The organism is Bradyrhizobium sp. CB82, assembly GCF_029714405.1.
Classification (GTDB): domain Bacteria; phylum Pseudomonadota; class Alphaproteobacteria; order Rhizobiales; family Xanthobacteraceae; genus Bradyrhizobium.
Genome location: NZ_CP121650.1, coordinates 5,893,938 through 5,915,051 on the forward strand (window position 1 = coordinate 5,893,938; position 21,114 = coordinate 5,915,051).

Sequence of the window (21,114 nt, forward strand, 5' to 3'; positions counted from 1 at the left end):
TGACCTCGTGAAATCAGCGAAAGGCAAACGGCAGCACCGAGACGATCAGCGACAATCCGCGAACAGCAGCAGCACCAGCACCGTCTTGCGGAATGTCTCGTCGTTGATTTTTCCAAACAGCCTGAAGCCCGACCAAAGGCCGGCGACCAGGAACGGCACGCCCAGCGCGTACAGCACCAGCGTATCCCTGGTGATGGTGCCGGCGGCGGCCTGAGACAGCGAGATGACCACGAAGGCCACGAACAGCACCGGCTGAAACACGGCGCGCTGCACGTCCTTGGGCCAACCGCGCCATTGGCAGGAGATCGTCGAGATGATGCCGCCGAGCCCGGTCAGGCCGCCGAGCAGGCCGTTGGAGATGCCGATCGCGATGTCGGCCCCGGTGCCGATCTTCATCGGAGCGAACACGGGCCGGGTCAGCCCGTAGATCGCATAGAGCATCAGCAAAATGCCGACGCCGAAGCGCAGGTGGGCCGGGTTGAGATAGGCGAGAATGCTGACGCCGATCGGGATGCCGATGACGGTGCCGAGCGCGAGCGGCCAGGCTTTCTGCAGGTCGAGCACATGCCGCAGCTTGAAGATTCCGTAGCCCTGCGTGAGCAGGCCATAGCCTGCGATCAGCGTGGCGGTCTGCATCGGCGTGATGATGTGCAGCCACACGCCGGATACGACGAGCCCCATGGCGAAGCCGGAGAAACCACTGACGAAGCCGCCGAGGAGCGCGGCAAGCGCAAACAGCGCGAAGACAAATCCATCCATAGGGTCACTCCCCCCGAACGAGGGTTGCGAGCACTTGGATGGAGGTCCATCTGATGGGGAGGCCAGCATGTCCCCGAGGTCGTCAAGCTATTGCGGCAGATGCCATGCCGAACTCCCGGCTGTCTGCTTCTTCAAGGTACCGGCCTGAACATCCAGATCGCCGCCGGCCCCGCGAAACTCTCTCGGACGGCCACGAGCAGCCGATCAATCTCGGGAATGAACAGCGACGTTCGTGCACCGGCTACGGTCGGAATACGTGAGATTCTTTGATACGCCATGCCATTCGCCTCGAGCACGTCGACATAACCCTGGCCACAGCTGACATAGACACGCTTGCGCCTGGCATCGACGAAGAGATCGTCGACGTCTCCACAGGTGTCGACGATCCCGATGGCCTTGCCGTCGGCAAGCTCCAAGACGCCGAGCCCGGGTGGACTACGGAACGCCACGAGAAGCCGATTTCGCTCGCGGTCGATCGCCATCGCGTAGTTTCCGCCCCTATCCACCGGCCAGCTGGCAAGCTGCTTTGCGGATTTTCCGTCCACCACGGCGACTGCGCGAGCATTGGGAAGGTTGACGAAGATTCGATTCGTGTCGGGATCGAGCTGGAAGCTCTCCGGGTGCGCCTTCAGCGGCGTGTTCTGGACCTTGTTGCGAGTCGCGGCATCGAGGTATGCCAGAGCGCCGTCGCCGTAGCCGACGATGACCCGTCGGGCAGCGGCATCGATGCGGATATTATCGGCATCGCTTCCAAGCTCGATTTGTCCCCTCGCCTCGTAGTCGTTGCCATCGAACAGCTTGACCGAACCGTCCCGAGCATTGGCGACGAAGAGCGTGTCGGTCGACGGCTCATAACCAACGCCTTGCGGCTCGCTCAACCGGGATATCGTCCGCACCAGGTTGCGTTTGGCGAGATCGATGACACCAAGGCTGTCGTTGCCGAGCTCGGCTACGAACAACCGTTGTCGCTTCAAATCGACCGCCATGTGATCGATCCGACCCCGGACGTGGCCGAGCAGAATCTTGGCCTCGAGTTGCAAGGGGCTGCCCTCTTCTGCCCGGGCAGACATCACGGCACCGCCCAGCACGATGCCGGCCACCGCCAACGTCCGGAACCAATGGCACATCATTGCGCCCTCGCGTTCAATTAGTGCACCATCACCCACCCTGGTTGCAGGATCGGATAGGCGGTCAAGCCGACGACTGCGGTTGCCGCAATCAGGAGCGGATTGCTCACCTTCCAGCGGAACAGAATCGCGAGCGAGCCAATTCCGACCAGCGTCGTCAGCCAATCCCCGATCGCGATGCGCCCGAGCAGGATGCACGCACCCAGAATCGTCCCAATCGCCGCGGCATAGGCGCCTTTAACGAAACCCTGCACATTTGCATTGCCGCGATGGCGCGCAAGCAGAGGTGCTGCGATCAGCACGAGCTCGTCGCCGTCATTTCTTGCAGGATTTGAGACACATCTGGTACTCGGTCTTGCATGCCGGTCCGGCATAGTTCTTCATGCATGCGGCGCGCTGCTCGGCGCAGACCTTGCAGGTTTGAGCCTGGACCGCGTGTTCGCTCGCGAGCAGCGCAGCCAGCACCGACATTGCAATAGCAAAGCTTCTCATTCGCGTTTCCTCCTTCACTTCAACTCTCGTTTCTTGTTGCAGGTCATCAGCAGATCGTCTCGGGCCTGCATGGCGTGGAGCGCGAGCGCGAAGCCCGCTCTGACCTGCTCCGCGTCGCCGCAGAAGACGATGACGTCACGCGGCTTCATCACTTCCCGCGCTTCATCGAAGACCGGCAAATCGGCCAAGGAGGCAAGCTCGCCGGCGCATGCCACCTCGATTTTGCGATCGGGGTCTCTTTGTTCGTTCATGCGCCCCTCCTCAGGTTTCCCTCGCGTATCGTTCGTACAGTTTGGCGGCGTTATCCCAGCGAATGGCCTCCATGTAGACGTCGACATAGCGGGCCGCCGCAGCACCGAAGTCCATGTGATAGGCGTGCTCGTACATGTCGAGCACCAGCACCGGGCGACCACCGGCAAGCGTTGTCGTGTGATCGGCGGCCCATTGGTTGATGAGCCGCTTGTCGCGGGGTGAATAGGAAAGTATCACCCAACCCGAGCCACCGCCTTCCGCCTTGCCCATCGCCGCGAATTCCGTCCGCCAGCGCTCCACGCTGCCGAAGTCACGCGCAATCGCGTCGGCGAGCGCGCCGCTCGGTCCGCCCCCACCACCGAGGCCGTCGAAATAGACCTCGTGCAGAATCATCGAGTTCGACGCGATCAGCTCTTCGCGCTTCAGGCCGTTGATGACGAAGTTCGGCGCCTTGGCAAAGTCGAGCTCGGTGAGCTGCGTGCCAATCGCGTTGAGCCGTTTCACCGCGCCGACGTAGTTGTTCTCATAGTGGCTCACGAGTATTTTTTCAGAGATGCCGCTGATCGACTTTGGATCGAACGGCATCGGCTTGGCTTGGTAAGACATGCCTCGACTCCTTTATCGCTCCCGTCACCGGAGCTGCGACCCTTGCCTCAGCTCTTCGTGCTTGCGGTCTTGTCGAGCGCGGCGCGCAGGCCCTTGGCGAGCTTGACCGCGTCGTCGTTGGCCCAGAAATGCATGAAGAACAGCCGCGGCTGCTCGTCCAGCATGTGGCTGTGCAGCGCCGTCACCTCGATGCCGTTCGCCTTGAGCGCCGCGATCACCGGATTCACCTCCTCGCCCGTCAGGACGAAATCGCCGGTGATGGCTGCCTTGCCGCCGCCGGTCGGCTGGAAGTTGATGCCGGTCGCAACTCCCAGCGGTCCGACCGGATTGAGCGGCATGCCGCCTTCGCTGATGGGATCGCGACGCGGCACGGTGAACGCGTAGACGCCGCCATTGGCCTGTCCCTTGACGCCGATGATCTGATCGAGCTGCGCCGTGTCGAGATCGACCGCGGGCGGCGGGCCGGACGGCGCGGCGACCGTGAGCGGCGTCTTGCTCTCGGCGAGCCCGTCATGGATGGCCGCGGCGAGTCTCGTTGGATCGCCATGTCCGGCGACATGCATGTAGAACGTCGCCGGGCTCGCGCGCAGCAGATGATTGTGCACGGCGGTGATCTGCAGCCCGCTCGCGATCATCTTCGCCATCACCGGATTGATCTCGGACTCGAGCAGCACCAGATCGCCCATGATCATCGCGCCGCCATGGGCGGGCTTGAAGGCGACCCAGCCGCCGAGCGCGAGCGCCGGCTTGATCGTCACGCCGTCGAGCGTCACGGCAAGATCGCTGCGCGGAAAGCCGTAACGATGCACGTCGTCGGCAACGGCCGGCTTTCGGCCGAGCGTGCTATCGACTTTTTGCCAATCGACGTCCTGCGCCCGCACCGGTGAAAGACCGCTCACGACCAGCAGGGCCGCGCAAGAGATGATGTGTTTCCGCATGATCGTTCTCCTGGTTGTGACCTGCCCCAGGTGATACTGAACGTGAAGCTGCGTTCGTCCGAAGGGTCGGCGCGCATCGGCAAGCGCCGGCGCGCTCGCCGTTAGCCCACGCAATCGATCAGATGAAATCGGGTTGATTGCCGACATGCTGCGCCCTTGGTGACCAGGACGCGATGCTTGGGCATGTCGCCTCACGGGGAGATCGCACACCCCCGCAACATCAATAAAGACCCTGTCGCCGCCGGCGTCAATCTGGGTGATGCCGAGCGAGCCCTGAGATGGCGATGGCCCGAAACGGCCCGGTCTTGGCTCCCGTTTTGGCGGTTTTATGCCCGGAATGGCCGCCTTTAGGAGGCGATTATGCTGCAATGCAGTATATCAAATGCTGCTATGCAAACAAATTGGTTGCCACTGGCATCTGGTATACATAAAACTCCCAAGACGGGACAGCAATATTGACCGTCTTGGGAAAGGAACTTCCGATGTCCAAGTCCGCCGCTGTCGTGCTCGAGCCCTCCAGCTCTCTGATCGGCCGCTTCATGGCCGCGATCGACCGCCTGCTGATGGCGAGCGCCGAGATCTCCATCCGCAACGGCGACCAGCCCCGCTTCGGCCTTTGAAGCCTCGCGCGTCGAATTGTCGCGCCAGATCTGAATCTTCCGAATTGCGACCTTCGATGAATGGCCCCTCTCGGCGGGGCCATTTCTATTTGCACCCGCGGCTCGTGACGTGACCTCGATTCAAGCTGGTTGCGGCAAAAGCGCACGGCGAGCCGTCGGGCGCTTGAAGCTTGGCATAATGAATACAAGAATGCCTCTACAGCGCTCGCAATAAAAGAGAAGCGCATCTGGAGGATTCATGACGGACATGGTTCAAGCAGCGGCGCCCACGGCGGCACGCGTCAGCGACACCTATCGCTGGGCTCAACTCGCGATCGGCGTCGCCGCGATGGTGATGATCGCGAACTACCAATACGGCTGGACGTTCTTCGTCCCCGACATCCAGAAAACATTCGGCTGGGACCGCGCTTCGATCCAGTGGGCCTTTACGTTGTTCGTGCTGTTCGAGACCTGGCTCGTGCCGGTCGAGGGATGGTTCGTCGACAAATATGGTCCGCGCATCGTCGTGCTCGTCGGCGGCGTGCTCTGCGCGATCGGCTGGATGATCAACGCCAAGGCGACCACGCTGAACGGTTACTATCTCGGCATGATCATCGCGGGCATCGGCGCCGGCGCCGTCTATGGCACCTGCGTCGGCAACGCGCTGAAATGGTTTCCGGACAAGCGGGGACTAGCCGCCGGCCTCACGGCGGCCGGCTTCGGCGCCGGCTCCGCGCTCACGGTCGCCCCGATTCAGGCGATGATCAAGGACAGTGGCTTCCAGTCCACCTTCCTCTATTTCGGCCTCGGCCAAGGCATCATCATCTGCATTCTCGCCTTCTTCCTGCTCGCGCCGAAGCCGGGCCAGGTGCCGAATGTGGTGCAGAATGCCGCGCTCATGCAGAGCCGCCGCAACTTCCAGCCAACCGAAGTCTTGCGGCAGCCGATCTTCTGGCTGATGTACTTCATGTTCGTGATCGTCGGCGCCGGCGGCTTGATGGTGACGGCGAACCTGAAGCCCATCGCGGTCGACTGGAAGGTCGACGCCATTCCGGTCACGCTCGTCGGCATGACCATGACAGCGGTGACGTTCGCAGCCACGATCGACCGCGTGCTCAATGGCCTGACGCGTCCGTTCTTCGGCTGGATCTCCGACATGATCGGCCGCGAGAACACGATGTTCATCGCCTTCGGCATGGAAGGCATCGGCATCTGGATGCTCTACCTCTGGGGCCATGATCCCGTCTGGTTCGTGCTGCTGTCGGGTTTCGTGTTCTTCGCCTGGGGGGAGATCTACTCGCTGTTCCCCTCGACCTGCACCGACACGTTCGGCGCAAGATTCGCGACCACGAATGCGGGCCTGCTCTACACCGCGAAGGGCACGGCCGCACTCCTTGTTCCATTGGCCAACTATGTGCAGCAGACCTCGGGCCATTGGGACAACGTGTTCATCATCGCGGCCGGCGCCAACATCCTGGCCTCGCTGCTTGCGATCCTGGTGCTGAAACCCTGGCGCAAGGTGGTGGTCGCGCAGGCATCCGCATAGGTCCTCACCTCGTCAATCTCGCGCGCTGCGCCCGGCCCTTGGGGTCGGGCGCTTCGTTTTTAGAGAGAAGTTCGAACTGCGCATAATCCGAAGGAACCGGTGCATTTTGTTGCAACGCACTGCAAGATAGGGCTTGCATTCTGGGATATGGTATACCAAGCTCCGCGCCGCGCTTGCGACCATACGCCACAAGATTTGCGACACTCCGTCGTCTTGCCGACGCCGGATAACAACAGGCAGCGCGTTGGGAGGTTGTTGATGATTTCCAGCACGGACGGCGCCGTCACGGCCGCGCCTCTTCGAAGTGGTTTCCGTTGGCTCCAGCTCGTGATGGGCATCGTCTGCATGGCGATGATCGCGAACCTGCAATATGGCTGGACGCTGTTCGTCGATCCGATCGACGCCAAGCATCACTGGGGTCGCGCCGCGATCCAGCTCGCCTTCACGATCTTCGTGGTGACCGAAACCTGGCTCGTGCCGATCGAGGCCTGGTTCGTCGACAAATACGGCCCGCGCATCGTGATCATGTTCGGCGGCGTGATGATCGCGCTGTCCTGGGTGCTCAACTCCTACGCCGACTCGCTCACCTTCCTCTACGCCGCTGCCGTCGTCGGCGGCATGGGCGCGGGCGCGGTGTACGGTACCTGCGTCGGCAATGCGTTGAAATGGTTCCCTGACCGTCGCGGCCTTGCTGCCGGCGCGACTGCCGCAGGCTTCGGTGCAGGCGCTGCGATCACCGTGGTGCCGATCGCCAGCATGATCGCATCGTCCGGCTACCAGAGCGCATTCTTCACCTTCGGCATCGGCCAGGGGCTGATCGTCTTCGTGCTCGCCTTCTTCATCCAGCCGCCTTCGATCTTCGTGCCGCCGAAGAAGAAGAAGCTCAACCTGCCGCAGACCAAGATCGACTTCACCCCTCCGCAAGTGCTGCGCAGCCCGATTTTCTGGGTGATGTACGCGGTCTTCGTGATGGTTGCCTCCGGCGGCCTGATGACCGCGGCCCAGATCGCGCCGATCGCGCATGACTTCGGGATCGCCAACACGCCGGTCACGCTTGCCGGCTTTCAGATGGCGGCGCTGACCTTCGCGATCTCGCTCGACCGCATCTTCGACGGTTTCGGCCGTCCGTTCTTCGGCTGGGTCTCCGACAATATCGGCCGCGAGCACACCATGTTCATCGCCTTCGGCACGGCCGCCCTGATGCTGCTGACGCTGTCGGCCTATGGCCACGTGCCGATCGTGTTCGTGCTGGCAACGGCCGTTTACTTCGGCGTGTTCGGAGAGATCTACTCGCTGTTCCCCGCGACCTCCGGCGACACCTTCGGTTCGAAGTTCGCAACCACCAACAACGGCATGCTCTACACCGCGAAGGGCACCGCCTCGTTGCTGGTGCCGCTCGCAAGCGTGATCTCGGCGACCTATGGCTGGAAGGCGGTGTTCGTCGTTGCCGTCGCACTGAACGCGACGGCGGCACTGACGGCGGTGTTCGTGATCAAGCCGCTGCGCCGCTCCTTCATCCTCGGCAAGGAAGTCGCCACGACCGAGGCGGCGACGGCCAACGCAAAGACGGCATAGCGCGCGCACAACGGTCGCATATATCAAGGGGGCGCAGCAGTGCGCCCCCTTCTTTGTGTCTGAGGACTAACGTCAGCATTGCTGCCGCAAGATTTTTCGGCCGCGCCAAATCGAGCGCTTGACGATTGGCATAATGTATACCAGATTATTCTCAGATCACTCACCCAGGGAGGTTGCAATGCTGGTCGGAGACATTCTGCGCAAAAAGACGTCACGGGTCGTCACGGTGCGTATGAACGAAACGGTGGGTATTGCCGCAAAGCTGATGCGGGCCAACAACATCAGCGCGCTGGTGGTCAAGGACGTCGTCCGCTCCGAAGGCAACACCGCGGTCGGCATGTTCACGGAACGCGACGTGGTCCGCGCGATCGCCGAGCATGGCGCGGATGGCATCAATGTGAAAGTCTCACAGCTCATCTCGGTGCAGCAGCTCGTCTCCTGCACGACGACCGACACGCTCGAGCATGTCCGCCATCTCATGAACCGAAATCACATCCGGCATCTGCCCGTGATCGACGAATACAGCCTCCTCGGCGTCGTCAGCATGCGCGATCTCGCGGCTGCCTTCGATGAGGCCACGGTCACCACGCCGCACGCCGCCTAGCCTCTTAAACGACCACTGCGACTTCCAAATCCGGCTCGGATCATCCGAGCCGGCCAGGGATTGTCGTGCCTCAAAAACGGATTTTGGCTCGCGAGGATTTCATGAAGATCTGCATCTACGGCGCCGGCGCGATCGGCGGATATCTTGGAGTGCAGCTTAAGCGCGCCGGCGCCGACGTCAGCCTCGTTGCGCGCGGCCCTCACCTCGCCGCCATGCGCGAACGCGGCCTCACGCTGCTCATGGATGGCGAGGAGCACGTGGTGCATCCGCGCTGCACCGACAACGCGGCCGAGCTCGGCGTGCAGGACTACGTAATCGTCACGCTGAAGGCGCATTCGATCACCGGCGTGATCGAGAAGATGCAGCCGCTGCTCGGGCCGCGCACCCGCATCGTTACCGCGGTGAACGGCATCCCCTATTGGTACTTCTACAAGCATGGCGGCCAATACGAGAACTCGACGCTCGAGAGCATCGATGCCGGCGGCAGGCAGTGGCGCGAGCTGGGCGCCGAGCGCGCCATCGGCTGCATCGTCTATCCCGCCACCGAGATCGAGGCGCCCGGCGTGATCCGCCACGTCTACGGCAACAATTTTCCGCTCGGCGAGCCCTCCGGCGAGATCACGCCCGACGTTCAGCGCTTGGCCGGTCTCTTCGTCGCCGCCGGCATGAAGGCGCCGGTGCTCGACCGCATCCGCGACGAGATCTGGCTCAAGCTCTGGGGCAATGTCTGCTTCAACCCGATCAGCGCGCTCACCCATGCAACCCTCGACGTGATCTGCACCGATCCTGCGACGCGCGCACTGTCGCGCGCGGTCATGCTGGAGACGCAGGCGATTGCCGAGACGTTTGGCGTGAAATTCCGCGTCGACGTCGAGCGCCGCATCGAGGGCGCCCGCAAGGTCGGCGCGCATAAGACCTCGATGCTCCAGGACCTCGAGCGCGGCCGCCCGATGGAGATCGATCCGCTCGTCACCGTGGTCCAGGAGATGGGCCGCATGACCGGCGTCGCGACGCCCGCGCTCGATTCCGTGCTCGCCATGGTCACCCAGCGCGCCCGGATCGCCGGCCTCTATGACGGCGTCACCATGCCGGCCGAAACCAAGGCGGTGGCATGATGAGCGTGACCGGCCCGAACAAATGGCTCCGCTTCCGCCATTCCGGCGCGACGGGGTTCGGAACACTCACGCCAGGCGGCATCGCCGTGCATGACGGCGAGATGTTCGGCCGCAACGCGCCGAACGGCAAGGTGCTGTTACTGGGCGAGGTCGAGCTGCTCGCGCCGTGCGCGCCGAGCAAGATCGTCGCGCTCTGGAACAACTTTCACGCGCTCGCCGTAAAGCTCAATCAGCCCGAGCCGGCGGAGCCGCTGTATCTGTTGAAGGCCACCACCAGCATCACAACGCCCGGCGCCGTGATCCGGCGCCCTTCCTCCTATGACGGCAAGACCACGTATGAAGGCGAGCTCGGCATCGTCATCGGCAAGACCTGCAGCCGCGTCTCGAAAGCCGAGGCCGACGCCTTCATCTTCGGCTACACCTGCGTCAACGACATCACCGCCAACGACATCCTCAGCCGCGATCCCACTTTCGCGCAATGGGCCCGCGCCAAGGGCATCGACGACTACGGCCCGTTCGGCCCGGTGATCGCAACCGGCCTCGATCCCGCCAAGCTCGTCGTGCGCACCATCCTCAACGGCGCGGAGCGGCAGAACTATCCGATCTCCGACATGATCTTCAGCGCGCAGGAGCTGGTTAGCAAGATCTCGCACGACATGACCCTGCTTCCGGGCGATCTCATTGTAGTGGGCACCTCCGTCGGTGTCGGCGTGATGAAGGAGCCCATCAACACCGTGACCGTCGCGATCGACGGCATCGGCGAGCTGACGAACGAGTTTCGGCTGTAGCCGCGCCCGTCCCGTAGCCCGCATGGAGCGCAGTGGAATGCGGGGCGCGCGGCCCCGGATTGCGCTGCGCTCCGTCCGGTCTACAAGTTCAGGCGTCACTCTCACCACGCGCGCAGCAAACATATTCCCTCAACAAGCCGCGCGTTCGCCGCACTGTCGACGCATTCCGACACCCATCTTCGACTTGCTTGGGGAGCGCGGCAGGCTACGGCCGTGCTTTGTCTGATCTCAAAGGGGAACTACCAGTGAAGAAAATCGTGATTGCAATGGGCGCAACGCTTGCCCTGGTGACGGCCGCGAGCGCCGCGGATCTGCCGCGCCGTCAGCCCGTGCCGGTCTATCCGCAGGGGCCGGCTCCGATCGGCAAGATGCCGATCGGCAAATCGCCAATTGGCAAGGCCCCGATCGGCAAGGCGCCCGGCCCCGTCGCCGCGCGCTACTGAAGCCTCACGCATCCCCAAATCCGCTGTTGTCGACGGTTGAAAGGCGAAGCGTGGCAATCACACGTCAGAGATCGGGGTTGCGCCTCCTTGCGGGATGCGCAGTCCTCTCGCTCGTTTGCACGATCCAGTCGGCTACCGCCCATGAGGCGCGCAAGCGCAGCGCTGACGCGAATGCGCTTGCGTCCCGTGACGCGCCTGCCCGGTCGAAGCCGGGTCAGGTGAAGGGCCCGTACTACGTGGACTTCAGGGCAAGGACCGCGGCGAGCTGGGGACACGCCTTCGTCTGGTACGGCAAGACCAGCGAGCGCGCCGTCGAGGTCGCAGGCCTGACGCCCGCGGGCGACACGCTGACCTACGCCCTCGGCCACATCATCCCGGTTCCCTCGGAGACCGGCGCGAGCTATGGCGACCTCGATCCGGAATATCTGACGGCGAGCTACCGCGTCTATCTGAACGAGGCCGACGCCAAGCGGGTGTTCGCCTACATCAAAAAATTGCAGGAGACTTCGCCGGTCTGGAACGCCGAGACCATGAACTGCACGGGGTTCATCGGCAACATCGCGGAGTTCATGGGACTGAAGGTCCCGATGCGCTGGCAGCGCCCCGAGGAGTACGTCAACAAGCTGAAGGAAATGAACGCCGGCCGCCAGATGGTCGAGCTCGCGCCGGAGTAGCGCGCGCTCACAGGGCTCGAACCCGGACGGTTCACAGCGCGACAAACGACACGCAGCCCTCAAGCACGTTGTCGCAGCCCTGATGTCCTTCATCCTCGTCCTGCTCTCCGGATGCCGCGCCTTCGCGTGCATCACAGCGGAGGTTGTAGCGTCTGCCGTATGACAAAAATTATCCGCTCCACGGAATCATCCCCGCCCCGCGCATGATCGCCCTGCCCTGGCCGCACGTCCTGCGAATTAGACTTTTGCCGGACCCGGCGGCATCCTGCCGCCGAAATCAATCGATAACGGGCCGTCACGCGCCCGAGGAAACTGAGGGCCCCCATGCTGAAGACACGTTTCACCGAGCTCGTCGGGGTCGAGCATCCGATCGTGCAGGGCGGCATGCAGTGGGTCGGGCGTGCCGAGCTCGTCGCGGCGGTGGCGAACGCCGGCGCGCTCGGCTTCATCACGGCGCTGACCCAGCCGACGCCCGAGGACCTCACCAAGGAGATCGCGCGCTGCCGCGAGCTGACCGACAAACCGTTCGGCGTCAATCTCACCATCCTCCCTGCGATCAAGCCGCCGCCCTATGCCGAATATCGCGCTGCGATCATCGAGGCCGGCATCAAGGTGGTCGAGACCGCCGGCAACAAGCCGCAGGAGCATGTCGACGAGTTCAGGAAGCACGGCGTCAAGGTCGTGCACAAATGCACCAGCGTCCGCCATGCCCTCTCCGCCGAGCGGATGGGCGTCGATGCCATATCGATCGACGGCTTTGAGTGCGCCGGCCATCCCGGTGAGGACGACACGCCCGGCCTGATCCTGATTCCGGCCGCCGCCAACAAGGTCAAGATCCCGATGATCGCCTCGGGCGGCTTTGCCGACGCGCGAGGCCTCGTGGCGGCGCTGGCGCTCGGCGCCGACGGCATCAACATGGGCACCCGTTTCATGGCGACCAGGGAGAGCCCGATCCACCAGCTCATCAAGGAAAAGATCGTCGCCAATGACGAGCGCGCGACCGAGCTGATCTTCCGCACCATGCGCAACACCTCGCGCGTCGCCAGGAACGCGATTTCCACCAAAGTCGTCGCCATGGAGAAGGAAGGTGCGAAGTTCGAGGACATCCGCGAGCTGGTGGCGGGCGCCCGCGGCAAGATGGTCTACGCGACCGGCAATTCGGACGAAGGCATCTGGTCGGCAGGCCAGGTGCAGGGACTGATCCAGGACATCCCGAGCTGCGCCGAACTCATCTCCCGCATCGTGCGCGAGGCGGAAGCCATCATCAGGAACCGGCTCGAAGGCATGATCGTTCAACTGGCGGTGCAGGCTGCGGAATAGGACCTGTGAAAACTTGAACATGGCTGTCGGCACGCCCAAGGTGCGCTCCTCCCCCCGCACGCGGGGAGAGGCGACATGGCACCGCTCTCGGTTCAACAGGTTCATCACGATCGGGAGGTAACGCATGAAGGCCTACGTCTATGGCCCTAACGGACCAGCGATTTCCGACATCGCTCAACCAACGCCCAAGGGCACGCAGGTGCTGGTTCGCGTCCACGCCTGCGCGCTCAACCGCGCCGACACCGGCATGCGCAAGGGCCACGCCCATGGTGCGGCCGGCGGGGTCGGCACTGTGCTCGGCATGGAATGGGCCGGTGAAGTCGCAGCCCTCGGGCCCGACGCGAAGGGCGTGAAGGTCGGCGACCGCATCATGGGCTCCGGCGCCGCGGCCTTCGCGGAGTACACACTCGCCGATCACGGCCGCCTGTTCCGCGCCCCCTCGAACATGAATTTCGCGGAAGCCGCCACCCTGCCCGTCGCGCTCGCGACCATGCACAACGCCGTCGTCACCGTCGGAGGGATTCAGCCGGGCCAATCCGTCCTGATCCAGGGCGCGAGCTCCGGCGTCGGCCTGATGGCGATGCAGATCGCCAAGCTCAAGGGCGCAAAGCTCGTGATCGGATCGTCGACGGATGCCCATCGCCGCAGCCGGCTCACCGACTACGGCGCCGATCTCGCGATCGACTCCTCCGACCCCGGCTGGGTCGACCTGGTGCTGAAGGCAACCGGCGGCGAAGGCGTCGACCTCATCATCGACCAGGTCTCGGGCAAGGTCGCGAGCCAGAACCTTGCCGCCACCAAGGTCAAGGGCCGCATCGTCAATGTCGGCCGGCTCGGCGGCACCCATGCCGACTTCAATTTCGACCTGCACGCGGCGCGCCGCATCAACTATGTCGGTGTCACCTTCCGCACCCGCACCATCGAGGAGATCCGCGAGATTTTTGAGGAGGTTCGCAAGGACATCTGGAGTGCGGTTGAAGCCCGAAAGCTGCAACTGCCAATCGACAAGGTGTTTGCCTTCGACGACATTGATGAGGCCTTCGCGCATATGGAAGCCAATAAGCATCTCGGCAAGATCGTCGTGACGCTGTGAGGGCGGCAGGCTCGCAACCGTCCCGCTCTTGCAACTCACTTGCGACTACACCTGTGGATCGTCGCTTGATGTTCAGCGTTGGCCTGCTAAATCCCCGGCCATGACAGCACGGCACAGCAAGACATCGGTCGCGGCGATTTCGATCTTCGCCAGCGGCGGCATGGCGGCGGCCAAATTCGTGGTCGGGATCGCAATCGGCTCGCTGGCGCTGATCTCGGAGGCCCTGCATTCCTCGATCGACCTGGTCGCGACCATCATCACCTGGGCGGTGGTGCGGGTGTCCGACAAGCCTGCGGACGACCAGCATCACTACGGCCACGGCAAGCTCGAGAGCATCTCCGCGCTCGGCGTCACCGCCCTGCTCTACGTGTTGGCTGGCGGCATCCTGGTCGAGGCCTATAGCCGCCTCCGCGAGGGTACCCCGCCGCCGACCATTTCGGCCGTGCCCTTCGTCGTGCTGGTGATGGACATCGTCGTCAATCTCTGGCGGGCGCGTGCACTGCATCGCGCGGCGCGGGAGACCCGGAGCCAGGCGCTCGCGGCCGACGCACTGCATTTTGCCTCCGACGTGATGGGCTCGTTCGCCGTCATCGCCGGCCTCATTCTCGCGGCCTTCGGCTTCTGGTGGGGCGACGCCGCGGCGGCTGCCGCCGTCGCCGTGATGATAGCAGCTCTCGGCCTGCGCATGGCAGGCTCCACGGTCCAGACACTGGTCGACCGCGCGCCCGAGGGCGCGCTGGAGAAGGCCACGGCCGTGATCAAAAGCGTGCCCGGCGTGCTCGACGTCGAGCGCCTGCGCGTGCGCATGGTCGGCGCGACCCATTTCATCGACACCATCGCAAAAGTGCCGCGGACCTATCCGATCGATCGCGTCGAGGAGATCAAGCGCAACGCGCAAGTCGCCGTCGGCAAGGCGTTCGGCGACGCCGACCTCACCTTCACCGCGGTCCCCGTGGCGCGCGACAACGAGACCGTGCGGGACCGCATCATGGTGATCGCGCGCAATTCGGGCCTCGCCATCCATCACGTCACCGTGCACGACCTCGGCGCCAAGCTGATCGTCGGCATCGATCTCGAGGTCGATGCCGAGATGCGGCTCGACGCGGCCCATGACATCGCCAACACGCTGGAGCGCAACATCCAGGAGGAGTTCGGCGAGGACGTCGAGGTCGACGTCCATATCGAGCCGCTGGAACCGGAACTGCCGTTCGGCGTCGACGCCGCGCCGGAGCGAGTGCAGACCATCGCCGCCGCGCTGGCGGAGTTCGCCGGCGAGGGCGAGATCCACGACATCCATAATGTGCGCGTCCGCAACACCGACGCCGGCGAGATCGTCAACTTCCACTGCCGCGCCACGCCGTCCATGAGCGTGATCAGGGTGCATGAGCATGTCGACGAGATCGAGCGCGCGCTGCGTCGTGCCTTCCCGAGCGTGAAGCGCGTGATCAGTCACGCCGAGCCACCGCGCGCGTGACGAAGCGCGAAGAGTCACACGTTCCCGTTTCGGACTCACCGTGCACGTAATATTGCCGACGCCGGCTGCCCAAACTCTCCATGGGATAAGAATTATTTCGCGTTAACGATTCGTTGACTCTCGACAGTGCGCGAAAACTGGATTCAAATCGCTGTGATTCGGAAGCGAGCGGGGGCTTCATTCCGAATTGTGGTGCAGCAATATCTCCTGGGGGCCGAAGGCATGCCGCGCGCAGACGCCGCGAACGCGTGCGTCCAATCCGATTCGATCAAGGGATTGGCGCAATCGATCGCGAAACCGGCCTACCACCGGCTCCTGATCGCCGAGCCGGCGCTCCGGCGCGCTGTGCCTACGCTCATCATCGCCTTCCTCATCACCATCTGTCTCGGCGCCTTCGTCCAGGTCGTCGACCAGTCCCGGCAGAAACGCCTGGTTATCAAGCACGACATTCAGGCGCTCGCCGACCTGCTCGCCGAGCGCATCGATCGCCTCGCCTCGGTGCGCATGGACCGGCAGAAGAACATCGAGCGTCTGCCGACGCTGTTGCCGGAGCTCATTCCCTCCTGGGGCACGGCCTCGGGCCGCCACGTCATCGTCGCCTCCGTCGGCACCGACCGCCGCATCCTCGCACGCATTCCCGTGGACACCGACGCGGCCGGCAACGACCGCCTGCTCGATGCGATCACCACCGCGCAGCTGGTGGCGACGCCGCCGCAACAGAACGACGTCTCCGATCTCACGCTACCCAGCGGCAACGGCGCGGTGGCGACCTCGCGGCCGATCAAGTCGCTGCCCGGTCAGGTCACCGTGATCCAGGAGCGCAACGAGCCGATCTGGGGCTCGGATGCCGCGCTCTCGGTGACGCTGTCGGCGACCACCGGCTTCGTCGTCCTGATTCTCGGCTTCGCCTTCCACTGGCAGTCGACCCGCGCCCGCGAGGGCGACCTGATCAACGACGCCGTGCGTGGCCGGATCGACACCGCGCTCAACCGCGGGCGCTGCGGCCTTTGGGACTGGGATCTTTCGCGCGGCAAAATCTTCTGGTCGCAGTCGATGTTTTCGATGCTGGGCCTCGACGGCCGCAACGAACTCCTCACCTTCGGCGAGGTCAATGCGCTGGTGAAGTCGGACGACATCGACCTGTTCGCGATCGCCGACCAGCTGATCTCGGGCCAGATCGACCACATCGACCAGAGTTTCCGCATGCAGCATGTCGACGGCCACTGGATCTGGCTCCGCGTGCGCTGCGAGCGCACGCGCGCCACGGGCGATTCCGCCATGCATCTGATCGGCATCGCCGTCGACATCACCGAGCAGAAGAGCCTTGCCGAAAGAACGGTGGAAGCCGACCTGCGGCTGCGCGACGCCATCGAGACGATCCCGGAAGCCTTCGTGCTGTGGGACAACAGCGACCGCCTGGTGCTCTGCAACTCGCACTTCCAGCGCCTGCACAGGCTGCCGGACTCGGCCGTCATCCCCGGCACCTCGTACGAGACCGTGCTCGAGGTCGGCCGCATGCCGGAGGTGCGCACCCGCCACAACGAGACGGCCAATCAAGGACCGGGCGCCCGCACCTTCGAGGCGCAGCTCGACGACGGCAGCTGGCTGCACATCAGCGAGCGCCGTACCAAGGACGGCGGCTACGTCTCGGTCGGCACCGACATCACGCGCATCAAGGAGCACGAGCAGAAGCTCGTCGACAACGATTTGCGCCTCCGCGCCACAGTCATCGACCTGAAGCGCTCGCAGGCGGCACTGGAGCGCCAGACCAACGAGCTCGCCGACCTCGCCGAAAAATACCAGCGCGAAAAGACCCGCGCCGAGGAAGCCAACCAGACCAAGTCGAAATTCCTCGCCAATATGAGCCACGAGCTGCGCACCCCCCTGAACGCGATCATCGGCTTCTCCGAGATCATGGGAAGCGGCATGTTCGGCGAGCTCGGCAGCGAGAAGTACCAGGAATACTGTCAGGACATCCTCACCAGCGGCCACTATCTGCTGGAGGTCATCAACGACATCCTCGACATGTCCAAGATCGAGGCCGGCCGCATGAAGCTCGACATGGAGGAGCTCGACCTGTCGCGCACGCTCGCGGAATCGCTACGGGTGGTCTCGGGCCGTGCCGAAGACAAGAACCTGACGCTCGATGCCGACATCGAGAACATCATCTCGGTCGTGGCCGACCGCCGCGCCACCAAGCAGATCATCGTCAACCTGCTCTCCAACGCCGTGAAGTTCACGCCCGACGGCGGCCGCATCGTGGTGCGCAGCCGGCAGTTCGAGGACAAGGTCGTGCTGATGATCGCCGACACCGGCATCGGCATCGCCCCGCATTCGCTGGCGCGGCTCGGCCGGCCCTTCGAGCAGGTCGAGAGCCAGCTCACCAAGACCTATCACGGCTCGGGACTGGGGCTTGCGATCGCCCGCTCGCTCGCGCAATTGCACGGCGGCACGATGCGGTTGCGCTCGAAGATCGACATCGGCACCGTCGTGCGCGTCACGCTGCCGCGCGATGCCAAGGCCTCAGCCAGGATTCCCGCGGCCGCCTGACCCAGATCAGGATTGCAGCGCCGGCGCCACCTCGCGCGCGACGTTGACGAGCGCGGCGATCAGCGGCGTCATCGGGTCGCGCTGCGGGATCACGAGGCCAATGCTGTAGTTGACCTCGGGATCAATGATCGGGATCGAGCGGACCGTATCGGCAAGACCGAGCGTCTCGGCAAGCTTCGCCGGCATCACGCTGGCCCAGCGTCCGGTCTTCACATGGGTGAACAGCACCAGCAGCGAGTTCGACGTCAGCGTCGGCGTCGCCTCGGCGTTCACCGAGCGCAGCGCGCGGTCGATGATGCGGCGGTTCTGCATGTCCGGCGTCAGCAGGCATAGCGGCACCTTGCCGACCTCCGCCCAGGTCACGGTCTCGCGGTCGCCGAACATCGCATCCGGCGCGGTCAGGAGACGATAGCTCTCGTTGTAGAGCGGAATGGTGCGGACCTTGCCGATCGGCTCGTTCTCGATATAGGTCAGCCCGGCATCGACCTCCAGATTTTCGAGAAGCCCCAGCACCTCGGACGAAGTGGTCGACTGGATGCGAAAACGCACCTCCGGATGCTTGGCGCGGAACGGCGTCGTCAGCGAGGCCACCATGCCGAGCGCGGTCGGAATTGCCGCGATGCGGATCTCGCCGGACAGCTTGTGCTTCAGCCCGTTGATCTCATCGCGCATGGCGCGGGCGTCGCCGACGATGCGTCGGGCCCAATCGAGCGCCCGCTCACCTTCGGGCGTGAAGCCCTGGAAGCGCGAGCCGCGCTGGACCAGGATGACGCCGAGAATCTCCTCGAGCTGCTTGAGCCCGGTCGACATCGTCGGCTGGGTGACGCCGCAGGCCTCCGCCGCGCGTCCGAAATGCCGCTCCTTGGCCAGCGCCAGCAGAAGTTCAAGCTTGTCGAGCAACCGTCCGTCCCCTTGGGTTCGCGCGTGGCGTGCAAGCTAGCACGCCCGGCCTGCACCAACACGCAAAAACCGGCAGCCGATACAAGTTTCATTACCATTCCGTATCGACCGATTGCACGCGCCAATCGATCAGGATTCCCGATCGCAGCATGAGACAGCTTTATTGATTTTCGAATGATTCCAAATACTCATGGCGTGTCGGACACCGAGTTGAGAACGAAGAATGACAGCGGTCTACGAACCATGGGACGAAACGCGCGGTGCAGAGATCATCGCCGAGCACGCTCAGCAGGAGGGCGCGACGCTGGTCATCCTCCACGCGCTCCAGGAGGCGTTCGGCTATGTGCCGGAGGCGGCGATTCCGATGGTCGCGCAGGCGCTCAATCTGTCGCGCGCCGAGGTGCATGGCGTGTTCACCTTCTACCACGATTTCCGTCACAAGCCGGCCGGCCGCCACGTCCTGAAACTCTGCCGCGCGGAAGCCTGCCAGGCTGCCGGCGGCGATGCGCTTGCGGCGCGCGCCGAGGCGAAGCTCGGCGTATCGATGGGCAACACGACTGCCGACGATCGCGTCACGCTGGAGCCGATCTACTGCCTCGGCCTCTGCGCGACTGCCCCGTCCGCGATGCTCGATGGCCGCCTCGTCGGCCGGCTCGATGACAAGCGTCTCGATGCGCTGGTTGCGGAGGCGCAGCGATGAAATTGCAGATCTTCGTTCCCCGCGATGCGGCCGCCGTCGCCGTCGGCGCCGATGATGTGGCCGCAGCGCTCGAGCAGGTCGCCGAGCAGCGCGGCCTTCCAGTCGAGATCGTCCGGACCGGCTCACGTGGGCTGTGTTGGCTGGAGCCGATGGTCGAGGTGGCAACCCCCGGGGGTCGTGTCGCGTACGGACCGGTCAGCCCGGAAGATGTCTCCTCCATGTTCGACTCGATGGCGAGCAACGGACAGCATCCCCTGCGGCTTGGAATCGCAGACGAGATTTCCTGGCTGAAGCGCCAGACCCGGCTCACCTTCGCGCGCTGCGGCGTGATCGATCCCCGCTCGCTCGCGGATTACCGCACCCATGGCGGCTACAAGGGCCTGGAGCGCGCGCTATCGCTCGGCTCCGAGGCGATCCTCGCCGAGGTCACAGCGTCCGGCCTGCGCGGCCGCGGCGGCGCGGGCTTTCCGACCGGCATCAAGTGGAAGACGGTCGCGCAGGCCAAGGCGGACCGCAAATTCATCGTCTGCAATGCCGACGAAGGCGACAGCGGCTCCTTCGCCGACCGCATGATCATGGAGGGCGATCCCTTCCTGGTCATCGAGGGCATGACCATCGCGGCGATGACGGTCGGCGCCACCAAAGGTTACATCTACATCCGCAGCGAATATCCGCACGCCGTCGAGGCGATGAACGCAGCGATTGCGGCGGCACAGCACGGCGGCTATCTCGGAACCAATATCGGCGGCTCCACGCAAGGCTTCGATCTCGAAGTGCGTGTCGGCGCCGGCGCCTATGTCTGCGGCGAGGAGACCTCACTGCTGGAGAGCCTCGAAGGTCGCCGTGGCATCGTGCGCGCAAAGCCTCCGCTGCCTGCGCATCACGGCCTGTTCGGCAAGCCGACCGTCATCAACAACGTGCTGTCGTTCGCGGCGGTCCCCTTCATCCTCGCGGAAGGCGCCAAGGCCTATGCGGATTTCGGCATGGGGCGCTCGCGCGGCACGATGCCGATCCAGCTCGCCGGCAACATCCGCCATGGCGGGCTGTTCGAGACCGCGTTCGGCGTGACGCTCGGCGAGCTCGTCAAGGACATCGGCGGCGGCACGTTCACCGGCCGCCCGGTCCGCGCCGTGCAGGTCGGCGGTCCGCTCGGCGCCTACTTCCCCCGCGCGCTGTTCGACACGCCGTTCGACTACGAAGCCTTCGCTGCACGCGACGGCCTGATCGGCCACGGCGGCATCGTCGTGTTCGACGAAAGCGTCGACATGCGCAAGCAGGCACGTTTCGCGATGGAGTTCTGCGCCATCGAATCCTGCGGCAAGTGCACGCCATGCCGGATCGGCTCGACCCGCGGCGTCGAGACCATCGAAAAGATCATGCGCGGCGAGCGCGTGAGCGAAAACCTCGCGCTGATCGAGGACCTCTGCAACACCATGAAATTCGGCTCGCTCTGCGCCCTCGGCGGCTTCACGCCCTACCCCGTGCTCAGCGCGCTCAAACACTTCCGGGAGGATTTTGGCCCGGCACCGGCCACGCTTCAGGCCGCGGAATAGGAGAAC

The 21,114-nt window shown here is 64.3% G+C and carries 22 protein-coding genes; 14 read left to right on the forward strand and 8 right to left on the reverse strand.

Annotated elements, in window-relative coordinates; translation table 11 throughout:
* Positions 1 to 45: 45 nt before the first annotated feature.
* From QA640_RS28755 to QA640_RS28785, 7 genes are all read right to left on the reverse strand, one after another.
* A complete protein-coding gene (locus QA640_RS28755; protein WP_283036241.1) occupies positions 46 to 759 on the reverse strand; it encodes a sulfite exporter TauE/SafE family protein in 714 nt (237 codons plus the stop codon).
* Between the two features lie 131 nt (positions 760 to 890).
* Complete coding sequence (locus QA640_RS28760) at positions 891 to 1,889, reverse strand: YncE family protein (protein ID WP_283036242.1); 999 nt, start codon at positions 1,887 to 1,889, stop codon at positions 891 to 893.
* A 17-nt stretch (positions 1,890 to 1,906) separates the two neighbouring features.
* Positions 1,907 to 2,188 carry a chromate transporter gene (locus tag QA640_RS28765; protein WP_283036243.1) on the reverse strand — a complete coding sequence of 94 codons (282 nt, stop codon included), beginning with the start codon at positions 2,186 to 2,188 and terminating at the stop codon, positions 1,907 to 1,909.
* 13 nt (positions 2,189 to 2,201) lie between these two features.
* Entirely contained in the window at positions 2,202 to 2,378 is a 177-nt protein-coding gene (locus tag QA640_RS28770; RefSeq protein WP_283036244.1) for a hypothetical protein, read from the reverse strand.
* Positions 2,379 to 2,392: 14 nt separating this feature from the next.
* Positions 2,393 to 2,629 (reverse strand): hypothetical protein, encoded by a 237-nt coding sequence (locus QA640_RS28775; RefSeq protein ID WP_283036245.1) that lies wholly within the window; start codon positions 2,627 to 2,629, stop codon positions 2,393 to 2,395.
* Positions 2,630 to 2,639: 10 nt separating this feature from the next.
* On the reverse strand, positions 2,640 to 3,236 hold the full coding sequence (locus QA640_RS28780; RefSeq protein ID WP_283036246.1) for a Fe-Mn family superoxide dismutase: 597 nt from the start codon (positions 3,234 to 3,236) through the stop codon (positions 2,640 to 2,642).
* Between the two features lie 47 nt (positions 3,237 to 3,283).
* The gene (locus QA640_RS28785) at positions 3,284 to 4,174 is read right to left on the reverse strand and encodes a DUF1259 domain-containing protein (protein ID WP_283036247.1); all 891 of its coding nucleotides are present in this window, start codon (positions 4,172 to 4,174) and stop codon (positions 3,284 to 3,286) included.
* A 482-nt stretch (positions 4,175 to 4,656) separates the two neighbouring features.
* Between QA640_RS28785 and QA640_RS28790 the strand changes: the two genes are divergently transcribed.
* The 12 genes from QA640_RS28790 (at position 4,657) to QA640_RS28845 (ending at position 17,955) form a co-directional block, all read left to right on the forward strand.
* Positions 4,657 to 4,794 (forward strand): hypothetical protein, encoded by a 138-nt coding sequence (locus QA640_RS28790; RefSeq protein WP_283036248.1) that lies wholly within the window; start codon positions 4,657 to 4,659, stop codon positions 4,792 to 4,794.
* Between the two features lie 238 nt (positions 4,795 to 5,032).
* Positions 5,033 to 6,319: an oxalate/formate MFS antiporter gene (gene oxlT, locus QA640_RS28795; protein ID WP_283036249.1), complete on the forward strand. Its 1,287-nt coding sequence runs from the start codon at positions 5,033 to 5,035 to the stop codon at positions 6,317 to 6,319.
* A 258-nt stretch (positions 6,320 to 6,577) separates the two neighbouring features.
* On the forward strand, positions 6,578 to 7,894 hold the full coding sequence (oxlT, locus tag QA640_RS28800) for an oxalate/formate MFS antiporter (RefSeq protein ID WP_283036250.1): 1,317 nt from the start codon (positions 6,578 to 6,580) through the stop codon (positions 7,892 to 7,894).
* Between the two features lie 178 nt (positions 7,895 to 8,072).
* Complete coding sequence (locus QA640_RS28805) at positions 8,073 to 8,498, forward strand: CBS domain-containing protein (protein WP_283036251.1); 426 nt, start codon at positions 8,073 to 8,075, stop codon at positions 8,496 to 8,498.
* Between the two features lie 101 nt (positions 8,499 to 8,599).
* Positions 8,600 to 9,613 (forward strand): 2-dehydropantoate 2-reductase, encoded by a 1,014-nt coding sequence (locus tag QA640_RS28810; RefSeq protein ID WP_283036252.1) that lies wholly within the window; start codon positions 8,600 to 8,602, stop codon positions 9,611 to 9,613.
* The gene (locus QA640_RS28815; protein ID WP_283036253.1) at positions 9,610 to 10,401 is read left to right on the forward strand and encodes a fumarylacetoacetate hydrolase family protein; all 792 of its coding nucleotides are present in this window, start codon (positions 9,610 to 9,612) and stop codon (positions 10,399 to 10,401) included. Before QA640_RS28810 ends, QA640_RS28815 begins: the two co-directional genes overlap by 4 nt.
* 245 nt (positions 10,402 to 10,646) lie before the next feature.
* A complete protein-coding gene (locus tag QA640_RS28820; RefSeq protein WP_283036254.1) occupies positions 10,647 to 10,844 on the forward strand; it encodes a hypothetical protein in 198 nt (65 codons plus the stop codon).
* 77 nt (positions 10,845 to 10,921) lie between these two features.
* Positions 10,922 to 11,518 (forward strand): hypothetical protein, encoded by a 597-nt coding sequence (locus QA640_RS28825; protein ID WP_283036255.1) that lies wholly within the window; start codon positions 10,922 to 10,924, stop codon positions 11,516 to 11,518.
* A 324-nt stretch (positions 11,519 to 11,842) separates the two neighbouring features.
* Positions 11,843 to 12,838: a nitronate monooxygenase family protein gene (locus QA640_RS28830; RefSeq protein WP_283036256.1), complete on the forward strand. Its 996-nt coding sequence runs from the start codon at positions 11,843 to 11,845 to the stop codon at positions 12,836 to 12,838.
* A gap of 124 nt (positions 12,839 to 12,962) precedes the next feature.
* On the forward strand, positions 12,963 to 13,931 hold the full coding sequence (locus tag QA640_RS28835; RefSeq protein ID WP_283036257.1) for a zinc-binding dehydrogenase: 969 nt from the start codon (positions 12,963 to 12,965) through the stop codon (positions 13,929 to 13,931).
* A gap of 100 nt (positions 13,932 to 14,031) precedes the next feature.
* Entirely contained in the window at positions 14,032 to 15,405 is a 1,374-nt protein-coding gene (locus tag QA640_RS28840; protein ID WP_283036258.1) for a cation-efflux pump, read from the forward strand.
* A gap of 222 nt (positions 15,406 to 15,627) precedes the next feature.
* The gene (locus QA640_RS28845; protein ID WP_283036259.1) at positions 15,628 to 17,955 is read left to right on the forward strand and encodes an ATP-binding protein; all 2,328 of its coding nucleotides are present in this window, start codon (positions 15,628 to 15,630) and stop codon (positions 17,953 to 17,955) included.
* Positions 17,956 to 17,961: 6 nt separating this feature from the next.
* Here the strand turns inward: QA640_RS28845 and QA640_RS28850 are convergent, their stop codons facing one another.
* On the reverse strand, positions 17,962 to 18,855 hold the full coding sequence (locus QA640_RS28850) for a LysR family transcriptional regulator (RefSeq protein WP_283036260.1): 894 nt from the start codon (positions 18,853 to 18,855) through the stop codon (positions 17,962 to 17,964).
* Between the two features lie 223 nt (positions 18,856 to 19,078).
* Here QA640_RS28850 and QA640_RS28855 point away from each other — a divergent pair, with 223 nt between their 5' ends.
* Both QA640_RS28855 and QA640_RS28860 read left to right on the forward strand, forming a co-directional pair.
* Positions 19,079 to 19,555, forward strand: a complete 477-nt coding sequence (locus QA640_RS28855) for a formate dehydrogenase subunit gamma (protein ID WP_283036261.1) — start codon at positions 19,079 to 19,081, stop codon at positions 19,553 to 19,555.
* Positions 19,552 to 21,108, forward strand: coding sequence for an NADH-quinone oxidoreductase subunit NuoF (locus tag QA640_RS28860; RefSeq protein ID WP_283036262.1), 1,557 nt, complete (start codon positions 19,552 to 19,554; stop codon positions 21,106 to 21,108). Before QA640_RS28855 ends, QA640_RS28860 begins: the two co-directional genes overlap by 4 nt.
* The last annotated feature ends 6 nt before the right edge of the window (positions 21,109 to 21,114 follow it).